The organism is Bacillus sp. CECT 9360 (assembly GCF_918741275.1).
In the GTDB taxonomy this organism is placed as follows: Bacteria; Bacillota; Bacilli; order Bacillales; family DSM-1321; genus Peribacillus.
In genome coordinates, this window is sequence record NZ_CAKKNA010000012.1 from 73,655 (window position 1) to 99,017 (window position 25,363).

Below are 25,363 nucleotides of genomic sequence, written 5' to 3' on the forward strand. Positions count from 1 at the left end.
TCCGGTTTAATACATAAAGCGATTCATAAATCGCAGTTGGTCGAACTTTTGTACGGATTCCGGAGGGACTCTTTTCCCAATGCGGGCCATAAGGCAATTTGCGGGGTGGGAACTGATTTCCGGATCGTCTGTGGCGTAATAAACGAGTCCGCCCGCACTCATCATTTTTTCCATGACTTTGCGATAATCCCAAACATTCAACCCTGTCCCTTTAAGGTCCCAATGCCAATAATATTCAGTAGTAATGACAATGAAATCCTCCATGGCATCATCCATCATGGAAACAATCAGAAGATTTTTTCCAACCTTTGCCCCGCGGAATTCAGGGATTACCTCAATCGCGCCCAGTTCAATTAAATCTTCCATTTCGATCTCCGACCATCTCTCTAATGGATCCGGGTACAAATAGGTTACATAACCAACGATTGTATCTTTATGCCTAGCTATAATGATCCGTCCTTCGGGAAGGTCGGCAATTTCAATTAAAGCCTTATGCTGCTGGGCAGGGGTGCGGAAAGCTACTAAATCATCGTGAAATTCATACATTTTCATTTTTTCGGATGAAACCGGTCCTTCAATAATTAGTGGACCGTGTGCCGTTTTCAATTCCTTGGCATTATACGTTTTTTTATGATCCATATCTTCACCACCTATGTAAAGTAGTCCTTTTCATTATACATAAAAAGCAGGGTGGAAAAACCAAAACTTTTATGTACATTCTTGTTTAATCTATTTCTAATAAATTGCTATCTTAATATAAAATTAAATATTTAAAAAATTGAGAAAAAATTACTTCTATAATATAATAGATAGTGTAATGTCGATCAAAGGGGGATATGGAATATGAAAGTGGAAGCGCTACCAGTAGTTATGGGAGAATTCAACCTGCAGAATTACGAAAAAACGTACAAGCAATTTGACTGGTCAGAAACCGAAAAAGAATTTTCCTGGTCTGAAACAGGAAAAGTGAATCTCGCGTATGAAGCAATCGACCGCCATGCAGAATCGCATAAGAAAAACAAGGTGGCCTTGTATTACAAGGATGGACAACGGGACGAAAAGTATACCTTCAAGGATATGAAGGACTATTCAAACAAGGCAGGAAATGTTCTGAAAACTTTTGGCGATGTGGAAAAAGGTGATCGTGTCTTTATTTTCATGCCTCGGTCCCCGGAGCTTTATTTCGCCCTCTTGGGGGTCATTAAGCTTGGTGCAATTGTCGGTCCGCTTTTCGAAGCATTCATGGAAGGCGCCGTCAAAGACAGGCTCGAAGACAGCGAAGCAAAAGTGTTAATAACCACTCCTGATTTGTTATCGAGAGTTCCGGTCAAAGATCTTCCCGCTTTAAAGCATATTTTCCTTGTCGGCGAAAACATTGAAGAAGATGGAACCCTTTATTATGATTTCAACAAAAGATTGAAAGAGGCTGATAAACAGTTAGCTGTTGAGTGGGTCGACCGGAACGATGGGTTAATTCTTCACTACACTTCCGGTTCAACAGGAAAGCCTAAAGGTGTCCTTCATGTGCATAATGCCATGATCCAACATTATCAAACAGCTAAATGGGTGCTGGATTTACGCGATGACGACGTATATTGGTGTACGGCGGACCCAGGATGGGTGACTGGTACATCTTATGGTATTTTCGGTCCATGGCTTACGGGAACGTCCAATGTAATTGTGGGCGGCCGTTTTAAACCGGAATCGTGGTATCAAACCATTGAAGACTTTGGCGTCACGGTTTGGTATAGTGCACCGACTGCTTTCCGCATGCTTATGGGAGCGGGGGACGAGATTGTGAAGAATTTTGATTTAAGTTCCCTCCGTCATGTCCTGAGCGTTGGGGAACCATTGAATCCTGAGGTAGTGCGCTGGGGCATGAAAGTCTTCCAGAAGCGGATCCATGACACATGGTGGATGACTGAAACTGGCGCCCAGGTTATTTGTAACTATCCCGCAATGGAAATTAGACCGGGTTCGATGGGCAAACCAATTCCCGGTGTTGAAGCGGCTATTGTCGATGATCAAGGGAATGAGCTGCCACCGCACAGAATGGGGAACCTTGCGATTAAAAAAGGCTGGCCATCGATGATGAGCCAAATCTGGAATAACCCGCAAAAGTATGAATCTTATTTCATGCCTGGCGATTGGTACGTTTCAGGCGATTCGGCTTACATGGATGAAGATGGCTATTTCTGGTTCCAAGGCCGAGTTGATGATGTCATTATGACATCAGGGGAGCGTGTTGGCCCGTTTGAAGTAGAAAGCAAGCTGGTTGAACATCCCGCTATTGCTGAAGCTGGCGTAATCGGAAAGCCAGACCCGATTCGTGGCGAAATCATCAAAGCATTCATCGCCCTTCGCGACGGGTATGATCCAAGTGATGAGCTTATTGAAGAAATTCGCCAGTTTGTTAAGAAGGGCCTCGCTGCACATGCGGCTCCTCGTGAAATCGAATTCCGCGACAAGCTTCCGAAAACGCGCAGTGGTAAAATCATGCGCCGTGTCTTAAAAGCGTGGGAGCTTGACCTGCCAACAGGTGACCTATCGACCATGGAGGACTAAGCTGCACTCTTTCAATAGACTAACTTTAAATCAAAAAAAATGACGTGCAAATGGGCACGTCATTTTTTTTGCAGAAAAGAAAGTATAAACTTTCCTTTCTGCATAAGTGCAACTTCGTCTAATCTCCGCCTTACGGCTCGTCAATCGACGAGTTTTCTTTATTATGCATCTGGATTTTCAGGGACTGCAGGATCTGCAGGAGGTGCCTCTGGTTCTGGTTTAGGTTCCTCCACAGGTTTAGGAACAGCAGGCTTTGGTTTGTTTTCTTTAGGCTTTTCTGTTTTAGGTTTATCTGCTGAGACTTGTTTCCCATCCTTTGAAACGATGTTGGATGGAGCCGACTCTTTTCCGGCAATGTCAACCGCGGTTACATAATAAGAACCGCCTCCACCGCTAAACGACAACTTGCCGCCCGCATTGATGCTGGCTACTTTTCTGCCGTTATTATAAACCCTATATCCAATGACATCGCCTTCCGGGTGTTTGCCCCAAACGATTGTATTTCCTTTTATACTGGCGGAAAGTGGACTAGGCGCTTTTCCGTTGTCGTTCAGCACGGCATTGGACGATAACGTACTTCCGCTGCCCTTTTTAAAGCCGTGGAATATCGACCCGGGATCGATCACATAGTTCCCGCCAATCTGCTCGAAGTTACTAAGACTTACAGTGAAACCACCGCTCGTAAATTCACTTGGAGTGGAAGGAAGCGCCGCGTATCTTTTGCTTCCGATTTGAACGAATCTGCCGAAGCCTGAGAAGCTATTATCCGTTTGGCCCGGAACAAATTTTGCGATAAATAGATCTGTTTGTACCATCCCAGCTTTTGAACAGGCATCTGATGGCAATAAACCTGAAACTGCACAGAAGGAACGTCTAACAATTCCACCCGGCATTTCAAATCTTTTCTGCGGAGCGACCAATTCAGGCTGCACCTTATAGGCTGCATTCATTAATTGCGCCCACAAGTTAATATTCCTTTTGCTGTAAGACACTCCACGATAATTCTGTTCAAGCGATTTAGGAGTATCATAGCCAATCCACGTACCGAATGTTACATTTGGATTGGAAGCGACAAACCAGGCATCTTTGTACTCCTGTGTGGTTCCGGTCTTGCCGGCCCAATCGGCTGAGAATGCAAGACGGCCCCTTAGGGAAGCGGCAGTTCCGCTTGAGACGACATCCCTCATCATGTCTATCGTTAGGTATGAAGCCTGTGGTGTAAAGACATCAACCGGTTTAGCCTTATGCTGGTAAATGACCTTTCCGTCTTTCGTTTCAATTTTATCGATCATATAGGCATCAACGAATTTCCCGCTGTTCGCGAAGGTGGCATAGGCGTTAACGTTTTCTTCTACCGTTACTCCGTCCTCCATTCCGCCAAGGGAAAGGGAGAGATTCGTATGGTCGACTGGATGGAGACTTGTGAAGCCCATTTTTTCAAGATATTTAGTAGGTTTTTGATTCATAATATCCTTATAAAATAATGCAGCCGGTACGTTATAAGATTTTGCAAGAGCCTCCCTGGCTGTACTTAATCCCGTATACCCCCCGCCATAATTGTTCGGATAGGGGTTTGAAGAACGAGGATTCATCCTAACCGGCACATTTACTTTTACAGAACCAGGCGCGAGTTTCCCAAGTTCAATCCCCGGTCCATAAACAAGAAGCGGCTTCATCGTTGAACCATTTGGGCGAGTGGCAACGGTAGCGTGGTTCGTCTGTTCCCGGTCATGATCCCGTCCGCCGACGAAGCTGATGACTTTTCCGGTCTTGTTTTCGATTAACACAGCGCCTGTTTCGACCGGCTCCATAACCGTTTTCGTCTTATTCGTTTCTGGATCTGTTACCTCTTCAGGTCTCGCGCTTCCATAGTATTGATAGTTCTTAGCAACCTTCTCCATTTGATCGTAGATCTTTTTGTCGATGGTTGAATGGATTTTATAACCGTTCTGACGCAGGTTACGGTTAGCGAGTGTTACATATTGCTCTTTTAAATCTTTATCTTTCTTTAGTTCGCTTTCTTCGTAGCCGTCTTCCTTGGCGAGGATCTTTGAAAGAATTTCAATGGATCTTTTTTCGATTTCATAAGTGACCCATGGGTAATCCTCGATTGGAGAAGGCTTCTTGCCGATAAAATCTTTCGTTAAATCATATTTCAAAGCGTCCTGATATTCTTTCTCGGTAATATAGTTACCGTCACGCATCCGTTTCAGGACCGTTTTCATCCGGTTTTGACCGGGCTCTAAATTTTCCTTAATCGTCCCTTGCGGTGTATAAGGCGTGTAGCCGAAAGGGCTTTGTGGCAGCCCGGCAATGAACGCAGATTGCGGAATGTTCAGGTCTTTTGCATCCTTGCCAAAAATTCCTTCTGCAGCTGACTGAACACCTGCAATGTTTTGTCCGGATGAATTTCTTCCGAAAGTGGACACATTAAGATACGTTTGCATAATTTCATCTTTTTCCAAGAATTTTTCAACGCGAAGAGCAAGCAGAATCTCTTTTGCTTTCCTTTCAAAAGAAACTTCATTGGTAAGTACTTGATTTTTGATCAATTGCTGTGTCAGCGTACTTCCACCAGACTGGACGGCGGAGTTTGTCATTTCCTGATACAACGCCCGCATGATTGCTTTAGGAACGACGCCGTCATGCTCATAAAAATATTCGTCCTCTGTTGCGATTACCGCATTGCGAAGATGCTGTGATACCTGATCTAACGCAACCTCCTCACGCTCTAAATCGGTTTGAAGCTTGCCGAGGTATACATTATTCGCAAAGTATATTTCAGAGGTTTCCTCGTAGTTGTAAATGTCTTTTTTTAGCTCAGTCTCTGTCCGAACAGGCTCATCCTTAACCATGGCTGCAAAATAACCCGCACCGACACCTCCAGCGAAAGAGAAGCCAAGCACCGTTAATATAATGAACAAAAGCAGTAAATTCCAAACTACCCCATATGTAATCCGAGAATATTTTCTCGTCTTTTTGTTTTGAAGAAATTCGGTGAATTTCCTCCATTTAGATGGCAATTGATTTAGAAAATTTTTCATAGTGTCATCCCCCTAAAAATCACATATCATTATAGCATATATACTCAATGCAAGATGCTAATTTTCAACATTTTCCCAAAATCTCAGAGGAATATTGACAATCATTTTAATGTATGATAAAAATCAATATTAATGAAAACTTTATTTAAAAGGCTATGACAGGATTCAGTAGTGACTCTATCACTGTTTTTAGAGAGCCGGTGGCAGGTGGAAACCGGTATATATAGAGAAGCGAATTACCTCCTCGAGCATTTGCTGTGAACTTAGTAGCGGCAAACGGCAGCGACCGTTATCGTTTTAAGCGGAGGGCGTGTTTGATGTGTCCTCAAGTTGGGTGGTACCGCGAATTCATTCGTCCCTTCATAATTTATGAAGGGGCGTTTTTTATTTGCTTTAAAATAATAATCACGATCATAAGGAGGAAGACAAATGGAATTGTTGAACGATCTCGAATGGAGAGGGATTATTTATCAGCAATCAGATGAAGAAGGGCTGAAAGGTCTATTAGAGAATGAAAAAATTTCTCTTTATTGCGGGATGGATCCAACTGCCGATAGTATGCATATTGGACATTTATTGCCATTCCTGACACTTCGCCGTTTTCAACAGCACGGTCACCGTCCGATTGTGCTGGTAGGGGGAGCGACAGGGCTGATTGGGGATCCGAGTGGAAAAAGCGAAGAACGTAAACTTCAAACAATGGAAGTCGTTCAGCACAATGTGAATGGTCTTAAGGGGCAGTTGGAGAGCATCTTTGATTTTGAAGGGGAAAATGGAGCGGCAATGGTCAACAACTATGACTGGATCGGCGCTATCGACATGATTACCTTCTTGCGTGATTATGGAAAATACATTGGCATCAATTACATGCTTGCCAAAGATACAATAGCTTCCCGCCTAGAAACAGGTATTTCTTTTACCGAATTCACATACACGATCGTTCAGGCAATGGATTTCAATCATTTATATCAAAATCTGGATTGTAAACTGCAGATTGGCGGAAGCGACCAATGGGGCAATATCACAACAGGTCTTGAACTGATCAGGAAAATGAATGACGAGGGTGCGAAGGCATTTGGCTTGACGATCCCGCTTGTGACGAAGGCGGACGGCACGAAGTTCGGGAAGACGGCAGGCGGAGCGGTCTGGCTGGATCCTGAAAAAACAACACCATACGAGTTTTACCAATTCTGGATTAATACAGCCGATGCAGATGTCGTGAAATACCTGAAGTTCTTCACGTTCCTTTCACATGAAGAGATTGATTCTTTAGCCCAGGCTGTTGAAACTGAGCCGCACCTAAGAAAAGCACAAAAAGCACTTGCTGAAGAAATGACCCGCTTAATCCATGGCGAGGAAGCATTGCAGCAGGCGATCAAAATTTCCGCAGCATTATTTAGCGGAGATGTGAAGAATCTGACAGCTGAAGAAATTAAGCTCGGCTTCAAGGATGTCCCGAGCTTTGAACGCAGCAGTAAAGAAGCGGCGAGCCTTGTTGATATTCTCGTTGAAGCAAACATTTCACCATCCAAACGCCAGGCGCGCGAGGATATTCAAAACGGTGCCATCTCGATTAATGGTGACAAAGTGACAGACCTTGCATATGAGTTAGCCCAGAAGGATATGATCGAAGGCCAGTTCAGTCTGATCCGCCGTGGGAAGAAGAAATATACATTAATTAAGTAATAAGAAAGCCGGCCCGCGGGCCGGCTTGATTTATGGTTTCGTTTGAATGACAGGGACTTTCGTTTAAATGAAGGGAGTTTCCGTTTGAATCGCGGGCGTTTTCGTTTAAATGACCTAAACTTTCGTTTAAAACAAAAACCCTCATCCAAAGATGAGGGTTCAGCTATTAACGAGAATAGAATTCAACGATTAGAGCTTCGTTGATTTCAGCAGGCAATTCAGAGCGTTCTGGTAAACGAGTGAAAGTACCTTCTAATTTGTCAGCATCAAAAGTTAAGAAGTCAGGAACGAAGTTGCTCACTGAGATTGCTTCTTTAACGATGTCAAGGTTGCGTGATTTTTCACGAACGCCGATTGTTTGGCCGGCAGCCACTCTGAAAGATGGAATGTCAACGCGGCTTCCATTAACAGTGATGTGACCGTGGTTAACAAGCTGACGTGCTTGGCGGCGTGTACGTGCTAAACCAAGACGGTATACAACATTATCAAGACGGGATTCAAGAAGTACCATGAAGTTTTCACCGTGTACCCCTTTTAATTTTCCGGCTCTATCGAATAAAGTACGGAATTGGCGTTCGTTCACACCATACATATGACGAAGCTTTTGCTTCTCCTGTAATTGTGTTCCGTATTCGGAAATCTTTCTACGTTGGTTTGGACCATGTTGTCCAGGAGCGTAAGGACGCTTTTCTAATTCTTTACCAGTTCCGGTTAAGGAAATTCCAAGACGACGGGATAATTTCCAGCTTGGGCCAGTATAACGAGACATGAATGACTCCTCCTTGAATGTTTTTATTTGGGTAAAATAAAAACCGTTGTGCAATAACAATCATGATCATTTTGTTTTCATGTACCTTCGCCCTAGCAGCTGAGGGTTACGTGATACACCTCTAATGAAAAGCGTAAGCGCCCTGTTCAGCCCTGACAAGCATAAGACGAATTCTGTAGGAAGGCGTTCTTTGCCTTCTGGAGGAATTTGACTTATGACCTCGAAGGGCTGGGCGCTGCAGCTAGACAATAATCTAAGTTAAAAGATATAAAATCTGATTATGATTTAGATGGAGGAACAAAATGAAAACATAAAGGCCAACACAATAGGCTGCAATATTTTACACAAAGAATATTATATAATTTCCGTGCTTCTTAGTCAAGGACATATCTATGGGCTAGATAGAAAGATTCATAAAGAATCATCAAAAATAAGGATATTAGACTAAATAATAAGAAGAAATTTACAATTAAGGTGAAATTTTGTTGGACAAGGTTTATAATGAACTATAACAATTTTTATGCTTAGCCAGAAAAAAATAACGCAGTAAATTATAGGGATGATAGAGATGGAACAGCTAAAAACTCAAATGCTTTATGATTTAAGAACCATTTTTTTCAATCACATGGACTTGGTAAACAGAAACGTTCAATATGACCGGTTTGTCCATACAATGCTCTCCCAAATTAAACAGTCTCTTCCGGTAAAGGAAGTGACTTTGTTTAAGTGTGATGATTGGAAAGAGCATTTATTCATAGAGGCTTCCACTGATTCCGGCTTGAATGGGCTGGAGTACCATACTGAAAAAATAGTCCTGAACCTTGGACAGGTAGCCGGAAAAAGGTTCTATTATAACGACTATCCACTTCCCGAGTTTAAGGATTATCAGTTAATTCTTCCTTTAATAGAGAAAGAAAGAGTAACAGGACTGGTAGCTATAAAGGAACAATTTTCCGGCTCTTTGGAGGGGATCGGTCCGAAAACAGGAAAAGTACTGATGGAAGAATGTACGAAGCTTTTGGAAAATGCCTTCAATATTAATAAAGTGATCCTTGAGGAAAAAAAATACAAGCAATTATACAGAGTTACAGAGAAATTTCACTCGTCGATGAGCATGGACGATGTGTTAAAAGAAATCATTGACACATTGCAGGAAGTCTATCCATCCTTCAGCTATTATTTGATGCTTTCACATGACAATAATAATCATGAAAGCCTGCCTATAAAAGATTTGGAATATGGAAGCGAAAATGATGCCGCCATGCAAGCATATGTGACGGGTGTCGTCCAATTTGAAGATTCATTGGCAGAGAGAAACTCAGTGCTGTATGCACCTCTCAAAGGCAGGCAAGGAATTTATGGTGTTTTACAAGTTGTAGCTCCTAATTCACTTGTTTTTCCTGAAACTGAAGTGGAATTTATTAGATTGCTCGCAAATACAGCGGGGAGCGCTCTCGAAAATGCACAACTATACCAGCAATCCAAAAGGCTCATATCTAATTTGCAGCTTATCAATGAAACATCACATCGATTAAATTCAAACCTCCGATTAAACGAAACAATGACTTATATGAAAAAACAGATCATTAAATCATTCCGCGCGCAGGAAGTGGGCTTTGTTTTTCTTCTGCCTAATGGCGAGGCAAAGCTATTGGAGGGAAGCACGAAGTTTTTTCAAACAGAGGAATCGGAGCCGTACCTCTCTTATACGAAAGAAAAAATGGATATCGATAAGGAATCCTTGTTTATCGGAGATTTACACATTCAAAATATGGACTTGAATATGAAATACCGCTCATTAATGGCAGTCCCGATGGTAGAAAACAACATATTAAAGGGTTTAGCTGTCGTTTTGCATGAGAAGCCTTACTATTTTTCCTTTGAAATGTTTAAGTTGCTCCAATCACTCATCCACCATTCGAGCCTGGCGCTGACGAATTCTATGCTTCGGGAAGAGCTTGAGAAGATGGTCATTACAGATCACCTGACAAAATTATATTCTCGCAACTATCTAGATAAAAAGATTTACGAGTCTATGGAGCATGATGAAGAGGGAACGTTTATCCTGATTGACATCGATGATTTCAAAAAAGTGAATGATACGTATGGCCATCAGGTTGGTGATGAAATATTGATCCAGGTCGCGAGGTTAATAGATTGCAATATTCGTGAATCCGATATTGGAGCGAGATGGGGCGGGGAGGAACTGGCCATTTATTTGCCGAGAGTCCCGTTACAGTTGGGTGTATGTATTGCCGAGCGACTGTTAGAGAAAGTCAGTGAACTGTCAAGTCCGAAAGTCACGATTTCCTGTGGGGTCTCCTACTGGAAAAACGACCGAGCCGATAATGTGAAGGAATTGTTCAAGCGCGCTGACGAAGCCCTGTATCTCGCCAAAAATAGTGGAAAAAACAAAGTTCTTGTGCAAGAAAGTTAAAATTAGAGGGGCCCCCGGACCCATTCAATTATTCTGAATGGGTCCGGGGGCCCCTAATTTGTTACAAAACATTTAGAGATGCTTGGCAAGAATCTCTGTGAATTCTTCAAGCATCTTTTGATCCGTCTCATCAAAACGGTTCTTAATAGGACTGTCAATGTCCAAGACGCCAATTAAGTTACCACCTTTTAGCACCGGTACAACGATCTCAGATTGTGAAGCGGCATCACAGGCGATATGTCCCGGGAATTGATGGACATCCTCGACGCGCAGTGTTCTCCGCTCGGCCGCAGACGTACCGCACACACCTTTTCCAAAAGGTATTCTTATACAGGCCGGCAAGCCTTGAAATGGACCAAGAACGAGTCCGTCATCCTCCGCTAAATAAAAACCGACCCAGTTCACGTCTTCCAAAAAATGATTAAGAAGAGCAGATGCGTTGCTTAAATTAGCGATCATGTTTGTTTCATCTTCCACAAGCGCAGCCAGTTGTTTAAACAAAAGCTGGTACTTTTCTTCCTTGCTTCCTCTAAATAATTCGACATCGAACATCAATGCTCACCTTGTTTCTGTATATATTTACAAATATCCCCGCAATCTAGGCTAGGACTAAAGAACTTGTCGAGCAATTATAAAAGGTTATTCACGAGAAAAAAAGAATAAAATCAAAAGAAACTTGTTTTCCAGAAAGCGAGGGGATATGTATGAATCGCCAGACTCAAACAAAACAATCTATTTTGGACGCAGCTCTTTATTTGTTTCACCTGAAAGGTTACCATGCCACTACCATCAGAGATATTGCGGGCAAGGCCCAGGTCAACACGGCTAATATCGCTTATTATTTCAAAAATAAACAGGGATTGCTAGAATATTGTTATATATCCTATTTTGAAGAATATATCAGCATATTAGATAAGAACGCTGCCGACTTGAAGAAAAAAGGTCCTGTAGAATGTTTATTGGATATGGTTTTAGATATCCTCAGCTTTCAGAGAAAGAACTTCCTGGCGTCCAGCTTTATTTATGGTGAATTCTCACTGGATTCAAGTCTCAATAGAGAGATCCTTTCCACTTATTTAATGAAGGAGAAATATTTCTTTCAGCTAATTTTAGAAAACGGAATCGAACAAAAAGATTTTATGGAAATCTCAGTGCCCTTGTATATTTTGCAGCTAAAAGGCTTGCTTACAGCTCCTCTCGTTCATTCACAATATGCGAGGGAAGTTCTCCATATCTTTCCGCAGGAAACGTATTATACGGAAAAATATGCTGAGGAAGTATGTCATTTTCTTCAGGCAACCCTGTTATATCCAGTAAATCCTATAAAGCAGCAAGATAGCCAACAGCTTTTATTACTCTAGTTTAGTAATTGGTTGGTGACGTCAATAAAGCGGTGTGTATTAACGCTTCATACCCTTGTCCTAAGCCCTTTGCCTGATGAGCATCTGATCCGTAAACGAGAGGTATGCCCAACTCTGCCGCCCGGCGGACGAATCTCTCGGGCGGATAAGGCTCACCGCAAAACGGTTTTACCAGTCCTGCTCCATTGTAATCAAGTGCGTAATTTTTTTTGCGGATCACGTCTAGCAACCCAAAAACCCGCTCGTCAAAATTCTCATCAATCAGATATTGCTTTTGGAATTTATGAACGAGGGTGATATGGCCGATTCTTGCGGGCTTATGAATCCCGAGATTGGCGTGCAAGGATTGTTCCACGGAAGAATAGTAACGTTCATAAACACCTTCGACCGAGCCGAGCTCATCCGCAATATCGCCAAACATGTCCGCGCTGAAATCGAGGCAGTGCCATGTATCTTCATGTTTAATAAAGTGAACCGAAAGGATGCTGTCGTCTAGCATTGGACCTGTTTCATCGAGGAATTTCTTTGTTTGTTCTTCAAAGCCTTCAATGTAATCGACCTCTAGCCCAATATTGATTTTTATTTTATTTCTGTAGGCTGCCTTTAAGGAATTCAGCTGTTCTATGTATGCATGCAAATGGCCAGGATCCATGCCGCTGTCTTTTTCAGGGGTAGGATCAATAAATCCTTCAGGCAAAGGAGCATGCTCGGTAAAAGATATTTCTTCCACCCCTAATTGGATGGCCCTCTCGATATATTCCTCAAATAAATCCTGTGAACCGTGCGGACAAAACGGGCTGTGAACATGGCCGTCGTATTTCACACAAAAAACCTCCCCCTGTTCCATGAAACTGCATTCCGCTGCTTCCCAAATAAGTTATCTTAGCAGTTCATGAAGAAAAATCCATTTTTCTACAAAAAAATTGAATTTTCTAGTCAAAAATTATTGTTAACATGGTATCATAAAAGCATTGAAATGGATATTTATATCGTTATTTATCAATAAAAGGACTATCGTTCTTATGTTTCGGCTTAAACAGGGGGCTTATGATGGAATACATACTTGGTATTATTATAAGTATTTTAGTTTTTATTATATGGGGTTATTTTTTTAAGAAAAAGTACTTTAAAGAGATCGACCGCATCGAGTCATGGAAGATCGACATCATGAACCGTCCGGTACTTGAAGAATTATCCAAGGTCAAGCAACTTAATATGACCGGTGAAACGGAAGAGATGTTCGAAAAATGGCGGAAGGAATGGGATGCGATTATTACGACCCATATGCCTGATATCGAAGAGCTTTTATTCGATGCCGAAGAATATGTAGATAAGTATCGCTTTGCCAAATCCAAGGAAGTACAGCGGGAAATCGTTTCCGTCTTAAAGGCAGTGGAAGAATCGGTTCAAAATATCCTGTCTGAATTGAACGAGCTTGTTGGAAGTGAAGAAAAAAACAGGATTGAAATTGAAGAATTGAAAGAATCGTATCGTTCTGCCAAAAAATCTTTACTTGCACACCACCATACATACGGGAAAGCGGCCGCAAGGTTGGAGATGCTGCTGGACGAAGTATTGGGCATTTTTCAGCAATATGAAGAAGCGACGGAAAATGGGAACTATTTAAATGCTAGAGAGTTGGTTCTATTGATCAAAGCCAAATTAGCCGACATTGAAGTGAAGATTGAAATGATCCCACAGCTGTTAGTCGAAAGTCAATCATCCTTACCTGTGCAGATAGCGGAGCTTAAGGAAGGCTACAAGGAAATGGTCGGACAAGGCTACTTCCTGGACCATATCCAGTTTGAAAAGGAAACAGCCAGGCTTGAAAGTGAACTGGGATTATATACGGAACATCTTGAAAAAGCGGAAATCGCCGAAGTTGAACAAGGATTAAGGGACATCGCCGACAGTGTAAACGTATTGTATGAACTGCTGGAAAAGGAAGTCTATTCCAAGCAATACATTCAAAAAAATGAAGAATTGCTAAATGAAGGCATCATAGGTCTTGAATACGAACATGACAAGGTTAAAGCTGAAACAGCCGTTGTCCAGCATAGCTATCATTTAACGGAGAACGAATTGGAAGCACAGCGAAAGCTGGAAAAACAAATTTCACAAATCTCCAAGCGTTATAGCCTGCTACGAACGAAGATTGAAGAAAATGGCGACGCGCATTCTACCCTAAGCGAAGAAATGCAGGAAGTTGAAGCACAAATCAAAGACTTAAAAGAGGAACAAAAGCATTTTTCCGGCAAGCTCCAAGCTTTGCGCAAGGATGAATTAGAAGCGCGGGACACTTTAAAAGAGCTCAAACGGAAAATGTCTGATACAAGTAAACTAGTCGCAAAAAGCAATATACCGGGGCTCCCTGAAGAATACAAAGCATCCGTGCTAGAAGCCGGTGAAAGCTTGGACGATGTTCAGAACAAATTTGAGGAAAAGCCTTTGGATATGGCATCCGTGCAAATATATTTGGAAAAGGCGGTCTCTACGGTAAATGGATTGTTTAATCATACAAGGGACCTGATTGAAAATATGTATCTTGCCGAAAAGGTTATCCAATACGGAAACAGGTATCGCAGTCAATATCCTACAGTTGCAGATGGCCTGATGGAAGCAGAAGAAAAATTCAGGAATTATGAGTATGAGGGAGCACTTGAAACCGCGGCTTCTGCCATCGAAAAGGTAGACCCGGGAAGCTTAAAGAAAATAGAAGCTGATCTTGGGGAAGTCTTTTCATAAAGCCGGATCAGACTGCAGGCAAACTCGATGAAATCATCGAGTTTGTATGCAGTTATTTTTTTATTTGGCCTGTTAATGGGGTCTGTTGATTTCCGTTCCAGGCGCTTCGCGCACCTTAGGGGCGGGCGGTGAGCCTCCTCGTCGCATGCTCCTGCGGGGTCTCACCTGTCCCGCTGCTCCCGCAGGAGTCTTCGCGCCTTCCACTCCAATCAACAGGCTTTTAAACGTTTACTATGGAACGTCCCTAAAATCTATTTTAAAATGGATACATAAAATGATTGAGGTGAACAAAAAGAATTAATCAGGTTATGAACAAAGCTTCATAAAAAAATGGCACAAATGCAAAAGCAAGCGGAGAGAAACAGCTCATTTTCCTCCGCTTGCTTTTTTTAAGACTTGCGCTGATCAGGCGCGCTTTAATTTCCCCCGTATATGTTCAGCAGCATGCAGGACTTCATCGAGAGATTTGCCCAGACTCGATTCTACCGCTGCCACGTACCCGCCTTCGACTAATGGGGCATCGGCTATTTTGATATGCTCAAGTCCGGATAGTTCGATTGCAATTTCCGCATTCATTACAGAACTGCCTAAATCAAACAGGACAAGTACCCCTTTGTCAGAATGAACCCGTTGGATCGCCTCTTGGATTTTTTCCAGGCTTGTTCCAATCTCCCCTTCGTCTGTCCCGCCTGCTGCCTCAACAGGTATGTTTCCGACTGCTTGCAAAACCAGGTCTTTTAAGCCTTCCGCCATCTTTTCGCTATGGGAAATGAAAACAATGCCCACATTGCTCATAAAGATATCCTGCCTTCTTCGACTACTTCCGCCAATGCCCGAAATAGATAGTAGCTGGATGCAGACCCGGGATCGATATGGCCGATGGAACGTTCATTTAAATAGGCGGCACGGCCTTTGATTGCCTGCGTATCTTTCGTATCCTCCATGGATGTTTTGGCGGTTTCCCTAAAAGTCTGGGGATTAAAAGACTCGTTTTCTTTTAATAGCCGAACGACAGGATACCATACGTCGACCATTGTTTTTTGGTGTTCCTCAGCTTTTCCTCTTAGTAGGATCCCATTAAGCCCTTCTTCAATGGCAGCCCTTAGCGATGCATAATCAACTTCCTCACGATCCTTTATCGCTATCGACATTTTTAGAAGGGCAGACCCGAAGAGAGGGCCAGATGCTCCGCCTACTTTGGATAAAAGCGTCATGCCCCATTCTTTTAATAAATCAGAAGCCGTTTTATACTGATTGGATGATATTGTCCTTACCGCTTCATTAAAACCGCGTGACATGTTGATGCCATGGTCTCCGTCACCAATCGCCTGGTCCAGGTCCGTAAGATAATCCCGATTGGTTTGAATGTAGTCATTTGTCTTTTCCAGCCACATTTTCATATGCTCTGCCGTTAGTCCCATCCCATTCATCCTTTTCTCTGTCTATTTTTTACACCCGTAAAGCAAGTGCTTCGGAAGGTGCATCCAGCAATTCTTTCAGCTCGCTATCCAGTTTTAATAGTGAAACGGAACAGCCCGCCATATCGATGGCTGTCATATATTCTCCTACCAGTGTCTTGTAGACGGAAATACCTTTTTCTCGTAAAATATCATTCACTTTCGCGTTCAGAATGTATAATTCCATCATCGGTGTGGATCCAAGCCCGTTGATCATGACCGTGACCTCATCCCCCGGCTGATGGACTCCGTCATTTAAAATTCTCCCCGTCAATTCTGCGGCGATTTCATCGGCTGTACGGATGTCTGTCCGCACAATGCCTGGCTCCCCATGGATCCCCAGCCCGATTTCCATTTCGTTTTCGCCAATGACAAAGCCCGGTTTGCCGGCAGCAGGGACGGTGCATGGAGTAAGCGCCATTCCCATGGAGCGCACATTGGCTACCGCTTTTTCGGCAACGGCTTTGACTTCTGCCAATGAGGCGCCCGATTCGGCTTTGGCTCCGGCAATCTTGTGGACAAAAACTGTACCGGCAATGCCGCGCCTGCCCGTTGTATAGGTACTGTCCTTCACAGCGACATCATCATTGACGACAACCTTATCTACTGTAAGCCCTTCCATTTCTGCTAATTCTGCAGCCATTTCAAAGTTCATGACATCCCCTGTATAATTCTTGATAATCAGCAGCACTCCTGCGCCGCCGTCAACCGCTTTAATCGCTTCCAAAACCTGATCAGGGGTTGGCGAAGTAAAAACGGACCCGCAGACGGCCGCATCAAGCATCCCTTTGCCGACATATCCTGCGTGTGCGGGTTCATGGCCGCTGCCGCCGCCGCTGACAATACCGACATTTCCCTGAACCGGAGATTGTTTCCTTGCCAGAACCGTCGAGTCCGGAACTTGTTTCAGCTGGTCTCCATGCGCGGCAACCATCCCTCTGATCATATCTTCCACAACAGCTTCCGGATTGTTAATGATTTTTTTCATACTCGCATCCTCCTTTTTTATAAAACGCTAGTTGAAATATATGTATCTATTATTATATCAATGCTTATGAACTTTAGGCACTGAAAAGGCCGCCTGAAATCCTGTCAAAACTCAGGTCATTCCCTCTATTTCATGAAACCGAACCAGCAACATGGTGAGGGCATCTAACAGGAATTGCCGCTCATATCCTGTTAGATCCTTGATCTTACTGATTCTGCAATTATTTTATTTTCCCGATATATGGATGTTTTCACATCTAATCAAAGTATGTTAACATTAGAATTTACTTAAATGATAGAAAACATGGAGGGTGAGGTCCATGATTTATTTTGATAACAGTGCGACAACAAAACCATATCCGGAGGTCCTTGACTCCTTCATTAAAGTCTCAAGTGAATTTTTTGGAAATCCTTCATCGCTTCATGGCATTGGCGCCCAGGCAGAAAAACTGCTCTCGCAAGCCCGGAGCCAAATCGCAGAGCTCCTTGGCGTTAGAAGCCCCGAGGTTTATTTTACTTCAGGAGGGACTGAGGGGAATAACCTTGCCATTAAAGGAGCGGCGCTCGCCAATTCCGGAAAAGGCAAACATATTATTACAACGGCTACTGAGCATGCATCCGTTTACGACGCATTTAGTCATTTAGAGGACTCAGGCTTTGATATAACGTATCTTCCCGTAAACCAAACCGGGCAAATTCATTTGGACGATCTGTTGAAGGCGATTAGAAAAGAGACGATTTTAGTTTCAGTTATGCATGTGAACAATGAAACAGGATCGATCCAGCCGATTGAACAAATTGGAAAAGTACTTTCCAGCTATCCTGACATCCTGTTCCATGTCGACCATGTCCAAGGAATCGGAAAGGTTCCGCTTGAAATAAACCAGACTGGCATAGATTTATGCACCATTTCAGGACATAAATTTCACGGGTTGAAAGGCACGGGAGCTTTATACATCCGTGACGGGGTGAATGTTACCCCGTTATTTTCGGGTGGAAGCCAGGAGTCCAAGATCAGAAGCGGGACGGAAAATGTCGCCGGCGCGGTTGCTCTCGCCAAAGCGCTGCGAATCACGAAAGAGAAACAACAAACCGATATCGATAAATTGACAACGATGCGAAAGATATTATGGAATGGTCTTCAAGAAATGGAAGGAATTGAAATAAACAGCCCGCTTGACGGCGCTCCGCATATTCTTAATTTTTCCGTTCCGGGATTGAAATCGGAAGTGTTCATTCACTCACTTGAGGAAGCGGATTTATTCGTTTCTACTACAAGCGCTTGTTCCTCCAAGAAAAATACACCCAGCAAGACGGTAATGGCGATGTTCGCAAACCTTGCGAGGGCAAAAAGTACGATTCGAATCAGCTTGTCGTATCAAAACAATCAAGAAGAAGCGAAAAAAGCGCTTGAACTAATTCGTGAAACTGTAAATAAATTAAGAATGATAATGAGGTAGCATCAGATGAAATTCGATCATATTATCATCCGTTATGGTGAGATTTCCACTAAAAAACGGAATCGCAAAGGTTTTATAGACAAAATGAAAGCAAATATCATATGGGCACTAAAGGAGTTTAGCGATGCTAAGCTGTCATCGAGCCGGGAAAGAATGTATATTTTGTTGAACGGGGAAGATCATCAGGAAATTATCAAACGATTGAAAGGCATTTATGGAATTCAATCTTTAAGTCCCGCCTTAAAAGTCGATAAAGACGTCGAAGAAATAAAAAAGGCGGCGCTTTACTACTTTGAACAGCTTTCAGAGAATGTTTCCACGTTTAAGATTTCGACGAAGAGGTCGGATAAGGATTTTCCTTATAATACGGATGAGCTAAACCATATGCTTGGCGGACATCTGTTGAGAAATACAAACGGATTAACAGTGGACGTGAAAAATCCTGATTTCAATCTTCGGGTAGAAGTAAGAAGGGAAGCCGTGTACTTAACGGGAGAAGTCATTCCCGGGGCAGGTGGTTTGCCTCTTGGTTCGAGCGGAAAAGCGATGTTAATGCTATCCGGTGGCATCGACAGCCCCGTAGCGGGGTTTCTGTCGATGAAGCGCGGCCTTGAAATTGAGTGCGTTCATTTCTACAGCCCGCCATTCACGAGTGAACGTTCCAGGCAAAAAGCGGTAGACCTGGCAGAAAAGCTTGCTGAGGTGAGCGGGAGCGTGAAACTGCATATTGTTCCGTTTACCGATGTGCAATTGCTGATTCAAAAACAAATTCCGGAGAATTACACAATGACGACTACCCGACGAATGATGTTACGAATCACCGATAAAATTCGGGAAAAACAAGAGGCGATGGCGATTATTACGGGAGAAAGCCTTGGCCAGGTGGCAAGCCAAACGTTGACCAGCATGTATGCCATCAATGAAGTCACCAACACGCCTATTCTGCGTCCGTTAATTACGATGGACAAAACGGAAATTATAGAGCTGGCAAAGGGGTACGATACACTCGAAATATCCAATCGTCCCTATGAAGATTGCTGTACGGTGTTTACTCCGGCAAGCCCGAAAACAAAGCCTCGCCGCGAAAAAGTAAACTTTTACGAAAGCTTTGTCGATTTTGACACGCTCATTGATGAGGCTGTTCATAAAATTGAAACATTAACCATCGAACCCGGAAGCCTGAATAATGGTGAAGGGCTTGATAATCTGTTTTAAAAAGGCTCGTCAATCGACGAGTTTTCTTTATTATAAGGCTCTGTTAAATTCCATTGTTGATTTTCAGATGGTCATGGAATCTACTCGCTTTCCGCGGACGAACTGGCAAGCCTCCTCACTCGTACCTCGCTGCGGGGTCTTGCCAGCCCGTTTTTCCGCAGGAGTCTCGCAGATTCCCTTCCCAAAAACAACATTATCGTTTAACAGAGCCTATTATAATGATTTATTTTCTCTTAAGAACCACACTTTTATATTTAAGTTTTGAGACAATTCTGTATAATTAACCGTATGGAAACTGATCATTAAGATTAAGAGGGGGATTTATTATGAAGCGTGAAGACCTGGTGGCTCCAACAGATTACAATCTTGTAAGTGAAATAGAACGCTTTGCAAGGGATCAGGAAAAGCTTGCCCTCAAATGGGAAAATGAAGCCGGAACTACACAGGAAATTACATACGCTGAATTAATGAAAAACGCAAATAAGATTGGAAACGCATTGTTAAAAGCCGGTCTCCGAAAGGGGGATACGGTACTTGTAATCATTCCCCGATTGATTGATGCCTATCAGGTGTATATCGCCGCCTTAAAGATGGGAATGGTTGTCATTCCTAGTTCTGAAATGCTCCGCGCTAAAGAGATTCAGTACCGAATCATACATGGTGAAGTAAAAGGAATTATCAGTTACCACCTATACGCTGACCAATTCAGTGAAGTAAATGAAGCAGAAGAATTAATAAAATTCTCTGTTGGGAAAGAAGTCGATGGTTGGCTGTCTCTTGATGCTGAAATGAAACAAGCATCAGCGGATCTTGAGCTTGCTGAAACAAAAAGCGATGACATGGCCTTTCTATCTTATACGTCAGGAACGACCGGAAATCCAAAGGGGGTCGTTCATACCCATGGCTGGGCGTTCGCCCACCTGAAGACCGCTGCCTCACACTGGCTCGGCATCAATGAAGGCGATGTAGTTTGGGCAACGGCCGGTCCTGGATGGCAAAAGTGGATATGGAGCCCGTTTTTATCCGTTTTAGGCTCGGGCGCGACGGGTTTGGTATACCATGGCAGGTTTGAACCACAGAAATATTTAGAGCTTCTAAGCAGCTATCAGGTAAATGTTTTATGCTGTACACCTACAGAATATAGATTGATGTCGAAAACCGACAATTTAGCTGAGTATAGCCTTCCTCATCTCCATAGTGCAGTGTCAGCGGGCGAACCTTTAAACAGAGAAGTGATTGATACGTTCAGAAAGTATTTTAATATCGACGTCCGCGACGGATATGGACAAACGGAAAATACGCTGCTTGTTGGTGTCGTGAAAGGGATGGAAATTAAGCCGGGCTCTATGGGCAAACCGACACCGGGCAATCGAGTGGAAATCATTAATGAATACGGTGAGCTGTGCAGCGCAGGAGAGGTGGGCGATATCGCGGTCCATACTGACACACCTGCACTTTTTAAAAACTATTATAAAGACCCAGAACGTACAGCAATGCAATACAGGGGTGATTATTACATAACCGGAGATAAAGCGAAAAAAGATGAGGATGGTTACTTCTGGTTTGAGGGGCGGGGTGATGATATTATCATCAGCTCCGGATATACAATTGGACCGTTTGAAGTCGAGGATGCGCTTGTAAAGCACCCTTCCGTGAAAGAATGTGCCGTAGTGGCCAGTCCTGACAAGGTCCGGGGACATATCGTCAAGGCATTTATTGTCTTACAAGATGGTGTGGATCCTGCTGCAAATCCTTCCTTGGCCAAGGATTTGCAGGATCATGTGAAAGGATTGACTGCGGCTTATAAATATCCCAGGAAGATTGAGTTTATCGAAGAATTGCCGAAAACGACTTCAGGAAAAATCCGCAGGGTCGAACTGCGCAAGAAGGAAGATCGGGTTTTATAACAATAAACAGGAAACAGCGCTTGCCTTTTTTGGTCCTGTTTTCTTTATAGTACAACACACATTCCGCCTGCTGAACCGCTCAAATTCTGTTCATTTGTGACTGACGGACTTTTTGGATATAGTAGAAGAAGAGGATTGTCAAGGATGAAGAATATATACAAAGCGGAGGCATAAAACAGTGAACTTGATTGAAAATGTAGCTGAATATTTAAGAAACAATGCAAAGTCACTTGCTAATGATATTGTCGAAGAAATTATCGACAGGTCTGATTTTGAAATTTCGCTTGAGGAAATCCATGAAGCCCAGGATGCCTATATTGAATACTTAGGCTTTCTAGGCAACTCGATCCTATCCAATGAAAACGAGGTTCCTGATGGCCTTATCGAATGGAGTATACTTAATGGAGAACGTGAAGCTCTGCTGAAGGGGAAAATATCCGGTATTATCATCCGTTATCCGGTAACAAGGCAGGTTTTTATTGATAAATTTGCCGAAATCGGCATGGAGCATGGACTATCCGTAGAGGAACTCCTTCTAATCAATAAACGGATTAATTATGTGCTTGATATCAGCATCCATGAAACGATCCTTGCATTTGAGCGATTTACAGATAAAATCATCAAGCAGGCACAGGAAGAAGTAAATGAATTATCTGCTCCCATCGTACCGATTCAAGCCGGAATCGCGGTTTTGCCATTTATTGGCTCATTTGGACTTGAAAGAGCTGAATATATAGTGGAAAAGGCTGTTGCGAAGGTAGCGCAGCTCAAGATCGATTGTATTATCATTGATTTCTCCGGACTGGCTACGATTGACGCAGAAGTAGCTAACCATATTTTCAATATCCATAATGTTTTCCGTTTACTTGGAATCCAGGTGATTATTACCGGTCTCCGGCCTGAACTAGCCCAGACTGTTGTAAGCAGAGGAATTGATTTTTCCCATATCGATACATATGCTAATGTCAAGCAGGCGATAGGAAGTATGGATAAATAGTAAGTAAACAAAAGGGATGGTAGCGGCTATCCCTTTTGTTTATATTTAATTGCTTTATTATGTGAATTAGAGGTGCAAAAATGGGGACGATTTGGCATAATGGCCTTATTTATACATTGGAACTGGAAAATAAAACCGTACAGGCCGTTTTTACGGAAAATGGAAAAATCGTGGATACAGGCTCACCGAAATATCTTAGGGATACATACCATTCCGGAATAACTAAAGAAGTGGACTTGGACGGCAATACGATGATACCTGGGCTTGTTGACAGTCATATGCATCTGGTTGGCCATGGAGAGCGGTTAATGAGACTTGATCTATCAGCTATGAAAAGCCGGGAGGAAGTTCTTAGTGCGGTTGAGAAAAAATGCAAAGAGACCCCTAAGGGAGAATGGGTTGTCGCAGAAGGATGGAATGAAAATGAATGGGTCAGTCCTGAGTCGATTTTGCTTGATGAACTGGATGCCATCTCGCAAGATCACCCGCTCATATTGAAAAGGATTTGTCGTCATGCGATGGTGGTCAATTCAAGGACTTTACTCGAATCTGGCCTTACTTCACGAATTGAGGAACCGGCCGGAGGTGTGATTGGCCGCTATGAGAATGGAAGGTTAAATGGTCTGTTTAAGGAAGAACCGGCGATGGATCTGATCACGGCAAATCTTCCCGGGATCACCCAGGCTTATGTCGAAGCCGCCCTCCGTACCGCGATTAAAGATCTCCACAGCCTCGGATTAACAGGCTGCCACACAGAGGACTTGAATTATTATAATGGCTTCCAATCTACCTACGACGCTTTCGTTTCCGTCATAGAAAACGAAGGGATAAGATTTCGGGCTAACTTACTGGTCCATCATGAAGTAGTGGGTGATATGCAAAAACGGGGTTATTCATATGGACGGGGAACACCTTTTATTGCATTCGACGGAATGAAGATTTTTGCGGACGGTTCCTTGGGAGGCTCCACCGCGCTCTTAAGCGAGCCGTATGCGGACAATCCGAGAACGCAGGGTGTCGCGATATTTACCGAGGAAGAATTATACGATCTTGTTAAAAAAGCCAGAAGCTATCATATGCCGGTAGCCGTCCATGCGATTGGCGACTTGGCTTTTGAATATGTGCTGAATGCAATCGAAAAATTCCCTCCTGAAAAGGGGCTGAGAGACCGGTTGATTCATGCCCAAATCATGAGGAAGGATCTATTGGAGCGTTCAAGGTTTCTTCCGGTCATTTTTGATATACAGCCGGGGTTTGTCCCTTCTGATTTTCCATGGGTTGAAGGCAAAGTAGGGAAAGAACTGCTGGAATTCTCTTTCGCGTGGAAAACGTATTTGGAGATGGGCATTCCGTGTGCCGGCGGCTCAGATGCACCGATTGAATGGGCAAATCCATTATTGGGCATTCACGCTGCCGTCACAAGGAGGAAGCCTAATGATCCCAATCGAATTATATATGGGGAGAAGCAGTGTTTAACGATGCATGAAGCTGTGTCTTTATATACATCAGGAAGTGCCCTCGCCATCGGCTGTGAGAACGAAAGAGGCAAGATTAAAAAAAGCTTTGATGCGGATTTTACTGTTCTCGACAAAGATATCTTTACGGAAGATACGGATGCCCTTCTGACTGCAAATGCGGTGATGACAGTCATCGGTGATCAAATTGTCTACAAGAAGGGTTGTTAAAAAAAACTATAGAAATCCTGCTGGACCACCCTTATAATAGAACTTATTTCGAGTATAGAAATAAAGGGGGAGAAGGATGAAGCTTTCAAATGAAAAAGAAGGCGCTTTTTATGCGGCGCTGTCATATATAATCTGGGGGATTATTCCGATTTATTGGAAACTGCTGCAGGATGTCGCTGCCGATGAAATTCTGGCCCACCGGGTGTTATGGTCTTTCGTCTTTATGGTTGGTCTATTGCTTGCGACAAAAAAGTGGAATTTATTTGTTTCTTATGTGAAAGAGATTAGCCATCACCCCAAAAAGCTTTTTGCTCTGTTGATTGCTTCGCTGCTTGTGAGCGCGAATTGGGGTATTTTCATCTGGGCGGTAAATTCGGGGCATATTCTTCAAACGAGCCTTGGCTATTATATTAATCCCCTCGTCAGCGTTCTGTTAGGGATGCTTGTTTTAAAAGAAAAGCTGAACGGTGCACAAATCCTTTCCTTTGCACTAGCCGCGATCGGTGTTTTAATTCTTGGGATCCATTTCGGGGAAATTCCATGGGTTTCTTTGATTCTTGCAATCACCTTTGGTTTATATGGACTAGCTAAAAAAATGATCAATGCTGAAGCTTCTATCGGACTAACGCTTGAAACGATGATGGTTACACCCATTGCAATAGGCTACTGGGGGTACTTAATGGTTACGTCCGAATCTCAATTTTTTGTTTCTGCCGATACATCCCTTTTGCTGATGGGTGGCGGTATAGCAACCGCACTTCCGCTTCTTTATTTTGCGAAAGGTGCCCAAAAGGTCCCGTTATCAATGCTTGGATTCCTACAGTACATTGCTCCTACCCTGTCCTTGATTTTGGGTGTTTTCGTTTATAATGAGAGCTTTACGAAAATGCACCTGCTTGCCTTCCTGTTTATTTGGGGAGCCTTGACGATCTATTCTTTATCGATGACTAAATGGGGCGTTTCAGGAGCACAAAAAATGAAAAGTAGAATGAAAATCGGTGCCTAGCATCAAATTCTGAGAAATGGCTTGGGCTGTTTCTCTTTTTGA

The 25,363-nt window shown here is 43.1% G+C and carries 19 protein-coding genes and 1 other annotated feature; of the genes, 11 read left to right on the forward strand and 8 right to left on the reverse strand.

What is annotated here, in order from left to right; genetic code table 11:
• Nucleotides 1-6: 6 nt before the first annotated feature.
• Nucleotides 7-639: a GNAT family N-acetyltransferase gene (locus tag LQ216_RS15430; RefSeq protein ID WP_230130360.1), complete on the reverse strand. Its 633-nt coding sequence runs from the start codon at nt 637-639 to the stop codon at nt 7-9.
• A 204-nt stretch (nt 640-843) separates the two neighbouring features.
• Here LQ216_RS15430 and acsA point away from each other — a divergent pair, with 204 nt between their 5' ends.
• A complete protein-coding gene (gene acsA / locus LQ216_RS15435) occupies nt 844-2,565 on the forward strand; it encodes an acetate--CoA ligase (protein WP_230130361.1) in 1,722 nt (573 codons plus the stop codon).
• 161 nt (nt 2,566-2,726) lie between these two features.
• Here acsA and LQ216_RS15440 read toward each other — a convergent pair whose 3' ends face one another.
• Complete coding sequence (locus LQ216_RS15440) at nt 2,727-5,609, reverse strand: transglycosylase domain-containing protein (protein WP_230130362.1); 2,883 nt, start codon at nt 5,607-5,609, stop codon at nt 2,727-2,729.
• Between the two features lie 146 nt (nt 5,610-5,755).
• Nucleotides 5,756-5,972 (forward strand) — a binding site (T-box leader).
• A 66-nt stretch (nt 5,973-6,038) separates the two neighbouring features.
• On the opposite strand from LQ216_RS15440, the gene tyrS reads away from it, so the two are divergent.
• Nucleotides 6,039-7,295 carry a tyrosine--tRNA ligase gene (gene tyrS / locus LQ216_RS15445; RefSeq protein WP_230130363.1) on the forward strand — a complete coding sequence of 419 codons (1,257 nt, stop codon included), beginning with the start codon at nt 6,039-6,041 and terminating at the stop codon, nt 7,293-7,295.
• A gap of 166 nt (nt 7,296-7,461) precedes the next feature.
• On the opposite strand, the gene rpsD is transcribed toward tyrS, so the two are convergent.
• A complete protein-coding gene (rpsD, locus tag LQ216_RS15450) occupies nt 7,462-8,064 on the reverse strand; it encodes a 30S ribosomal protein S4 (RefSeq protein ID WP_117304331.1) in 603 nt (200 codons plus the stop codon).
• Between the two features lie 568 nt (nt 8,065-8,632).
• Between rpsD and LQ216_RS15455 the strand changes: the two genes are divergently transcribed.
• The gene (locus LQ216_RS15455) at nt 8,633-10,501 is read left to right on the forward strand and encodes a diguanylate cyclase (RefSeq protein WP_230130364.1); all 1,869 of its coding nucleotides are present in this window, start codon (nt 8,633-8,635) and stop codon (nt 10,499-10,501) included.
• Between the two features lie 72 nt (nt 10,502-10,573).
• Here LQ216_RS15455 and LQ216_RS15460 read toward each other — a convergent pair whose 3' ends face one another.
• Nucleotides 10,574-11,053, reverse strand: coding sequence for a GAF domain-containing protein (locus LQ216_RS15460; protein ID WP_230130365.1), 480 nt, complete (start codon nt 11,051-11,053; stop codon nt 10,574-10,576).
• A 152-nt stretch (nt 11,054-11,205) separates the two neighbouring features.
• Between LQ216_RS15460 and refZ the strand changes: the two genes are divergently transcribed.
• Nucleotides 11,206-11,862, forward strand: a complete 657-nt coding sequence (refZ, locus tag LQ216_RS15465; RefSeq protein WP_230130366.1) for a forespore capture DNA-binding protein RefZ — start codon at nt 11,206-11,208, stop codon at nt 11,860-11,862.
• 1 nt (nt 11,863) lies between these two features.
• Here refZ and hisJ read toward each other — a convergent pair whose 3' ends face one another.
• Nucleotides 11,864-12,685, reverse strand: a complete 822-nt coding sequence (gene hisJ / locus LQ216_RS15470) for a histidinol-phosphatase HisJ (RefSeq protein WP_230130367.1) — start codon at nt 12,683-12,685, stop codon at nt 11,864-11,866.
• Between the two features lie 227 nt (nt 12,686-12,912).
• On the opposite strand from hisJ, the gene ezrA reads away from it, so the two are divergent.
• The gene (gene ezrA / locus LQ216_RS15475) at nt 12,913-14,607 is read left to right on the forward strand and encodes a septation ring formation regulator EzrA (protein WP_230130368.1); all 1,695 of its coding nucleotides are present in this window, start codon (nt 12,913-12,915) and stop codon (nt 14,605-14,607) included.
• A gap of 405 nt (nt 14,608-15,012) precedes the next feature.
• On the opposite strand, the gene dhaM is transcribed toward ezrA, so the two are convergent.
• The 3 genes from dhaM to dhaK are packed head-to-tail and all read right to left on the reverse strand — an operon-like array spanning nt 15,013 to nt 17,052.
• Nucleotides 15,013-15,402, reverse strand: coding sequence for a dihydroxyacetone kinase phosphoryl donor subunit DhaM (gene dhaM, locus LQ216_RS15480; protein WP_117304340.1), 390 nt, complete (start codon nt 15,400-15,402; stop codon nt 15,013-15,015).
• Complete coding sequence (gene dhaL / locus LQ216_RS15485) at nt 15,399-16,028, reverse strand: dihydroxyacetone kinase subunit DhaL (protein WP_117304342.1); 630 nt, start codon at nt 16,026-16,028, stop codon at nt 15,399-15,401. The genes dhaM and dhaL overlap by 4 nt, the downstream gene beginning before the upstream one ends.
• A 28-nt stretch (nt 16,029-16,056) precedes the next feature.
• Nucleotides 16,057-17,052 (reverse strand): dihydroxyacetone kinase subunit DhaK, encoded by a 996-nt coding sequence (gene dhaK, locus LQ216_RS15490; RefSeq protein WP_230130369.1) that lies wholly within the window; start codon nt 17,050-17,052, stop codon nt 16,057-16,059.
• A 319-nt stretch (nt 17,053-17,371) separates the two neighbouring features.
• On the opposite strand from dhaK, the gene LQ216_RS15495 reads away from it, so the two are divergent.
• From LQ216_RS15495 to rarD, 6 genes are all read left to right on the forward strand, one after another.
• Nucleotides 17,372-18,511, forward strand: a complete 1,140-nt coding sequence (locus LQ216_RS15495; protein WP_230130370.1) for a cysteine desulfurase family protein — start codon at nt 17,372-17,374, stop codon at nt 18,509-18,511.
• Between the two features lie 6 nt (nt 18,512-18,517).
• Nucleotides 18,518-19,726: a tRNA uracil 4-sulfurtransferase ThiI gene (gene thiI / locus LQ216_RS15500; protein ID WP_230130371.1), complete on the forward strand. Its 1,209-nt coding sequence runs from the start codon at nt 18,518-18,520 to the stop codon at nt 19,724-19,726.
• A 326-nt stretch (nt 19,727-20,052) separates the two neighbouring features.
• Entirely contained in the window at nt 20,053-21,633 is a 1,581-nt protein-coding gene (locus tag LQ216_RS15505) for an acyl--CoA ligase (RefSeq protein WP_230130372.1), read from the forward strand.
• A 178-nt stretch (nt 21,634-21,811) separates the two neighbouring features.
• Nucleotides 21,812-22,630 carry an STAS domain-containing protein gene (locus LQ216_RS15510; RefSeq protein ID WP_230130373.1) on the forward strand — a complete coding sequence of 273 codons (819 nt, stop codon included), beginning with the start codon at nt 21,812-21,814 and terminating at the stop codon, nt 22,628-22,630.
• A gap of 80 nt (nt 22,631-22,710) precedes the next feature.
• A complete protein-coding gene (locus tag LQ216_RS15515; protein ID WP_230130374.1) occupies nt 22,711-24,315 on the forward strand; it encodes an amidohydrolase in 1,605 nt (534 codons plus the stop codon).
• Nucleotides 24,316-24,391: 76 nt separating this feature from the next.
• Complete coding sequence (gene rarD, locus LQ216_RS15520; RefSeq protein WP_230130375.1) at nt 24,392-25,321, forward strand: EamA family transporter RarD; 930 nt, start codon at nt 24,392-24,394, stop codon at nt 25,319-25,321.
• Nucleotides 25,322-25,363: the final 42 nt, after the last annotated feature.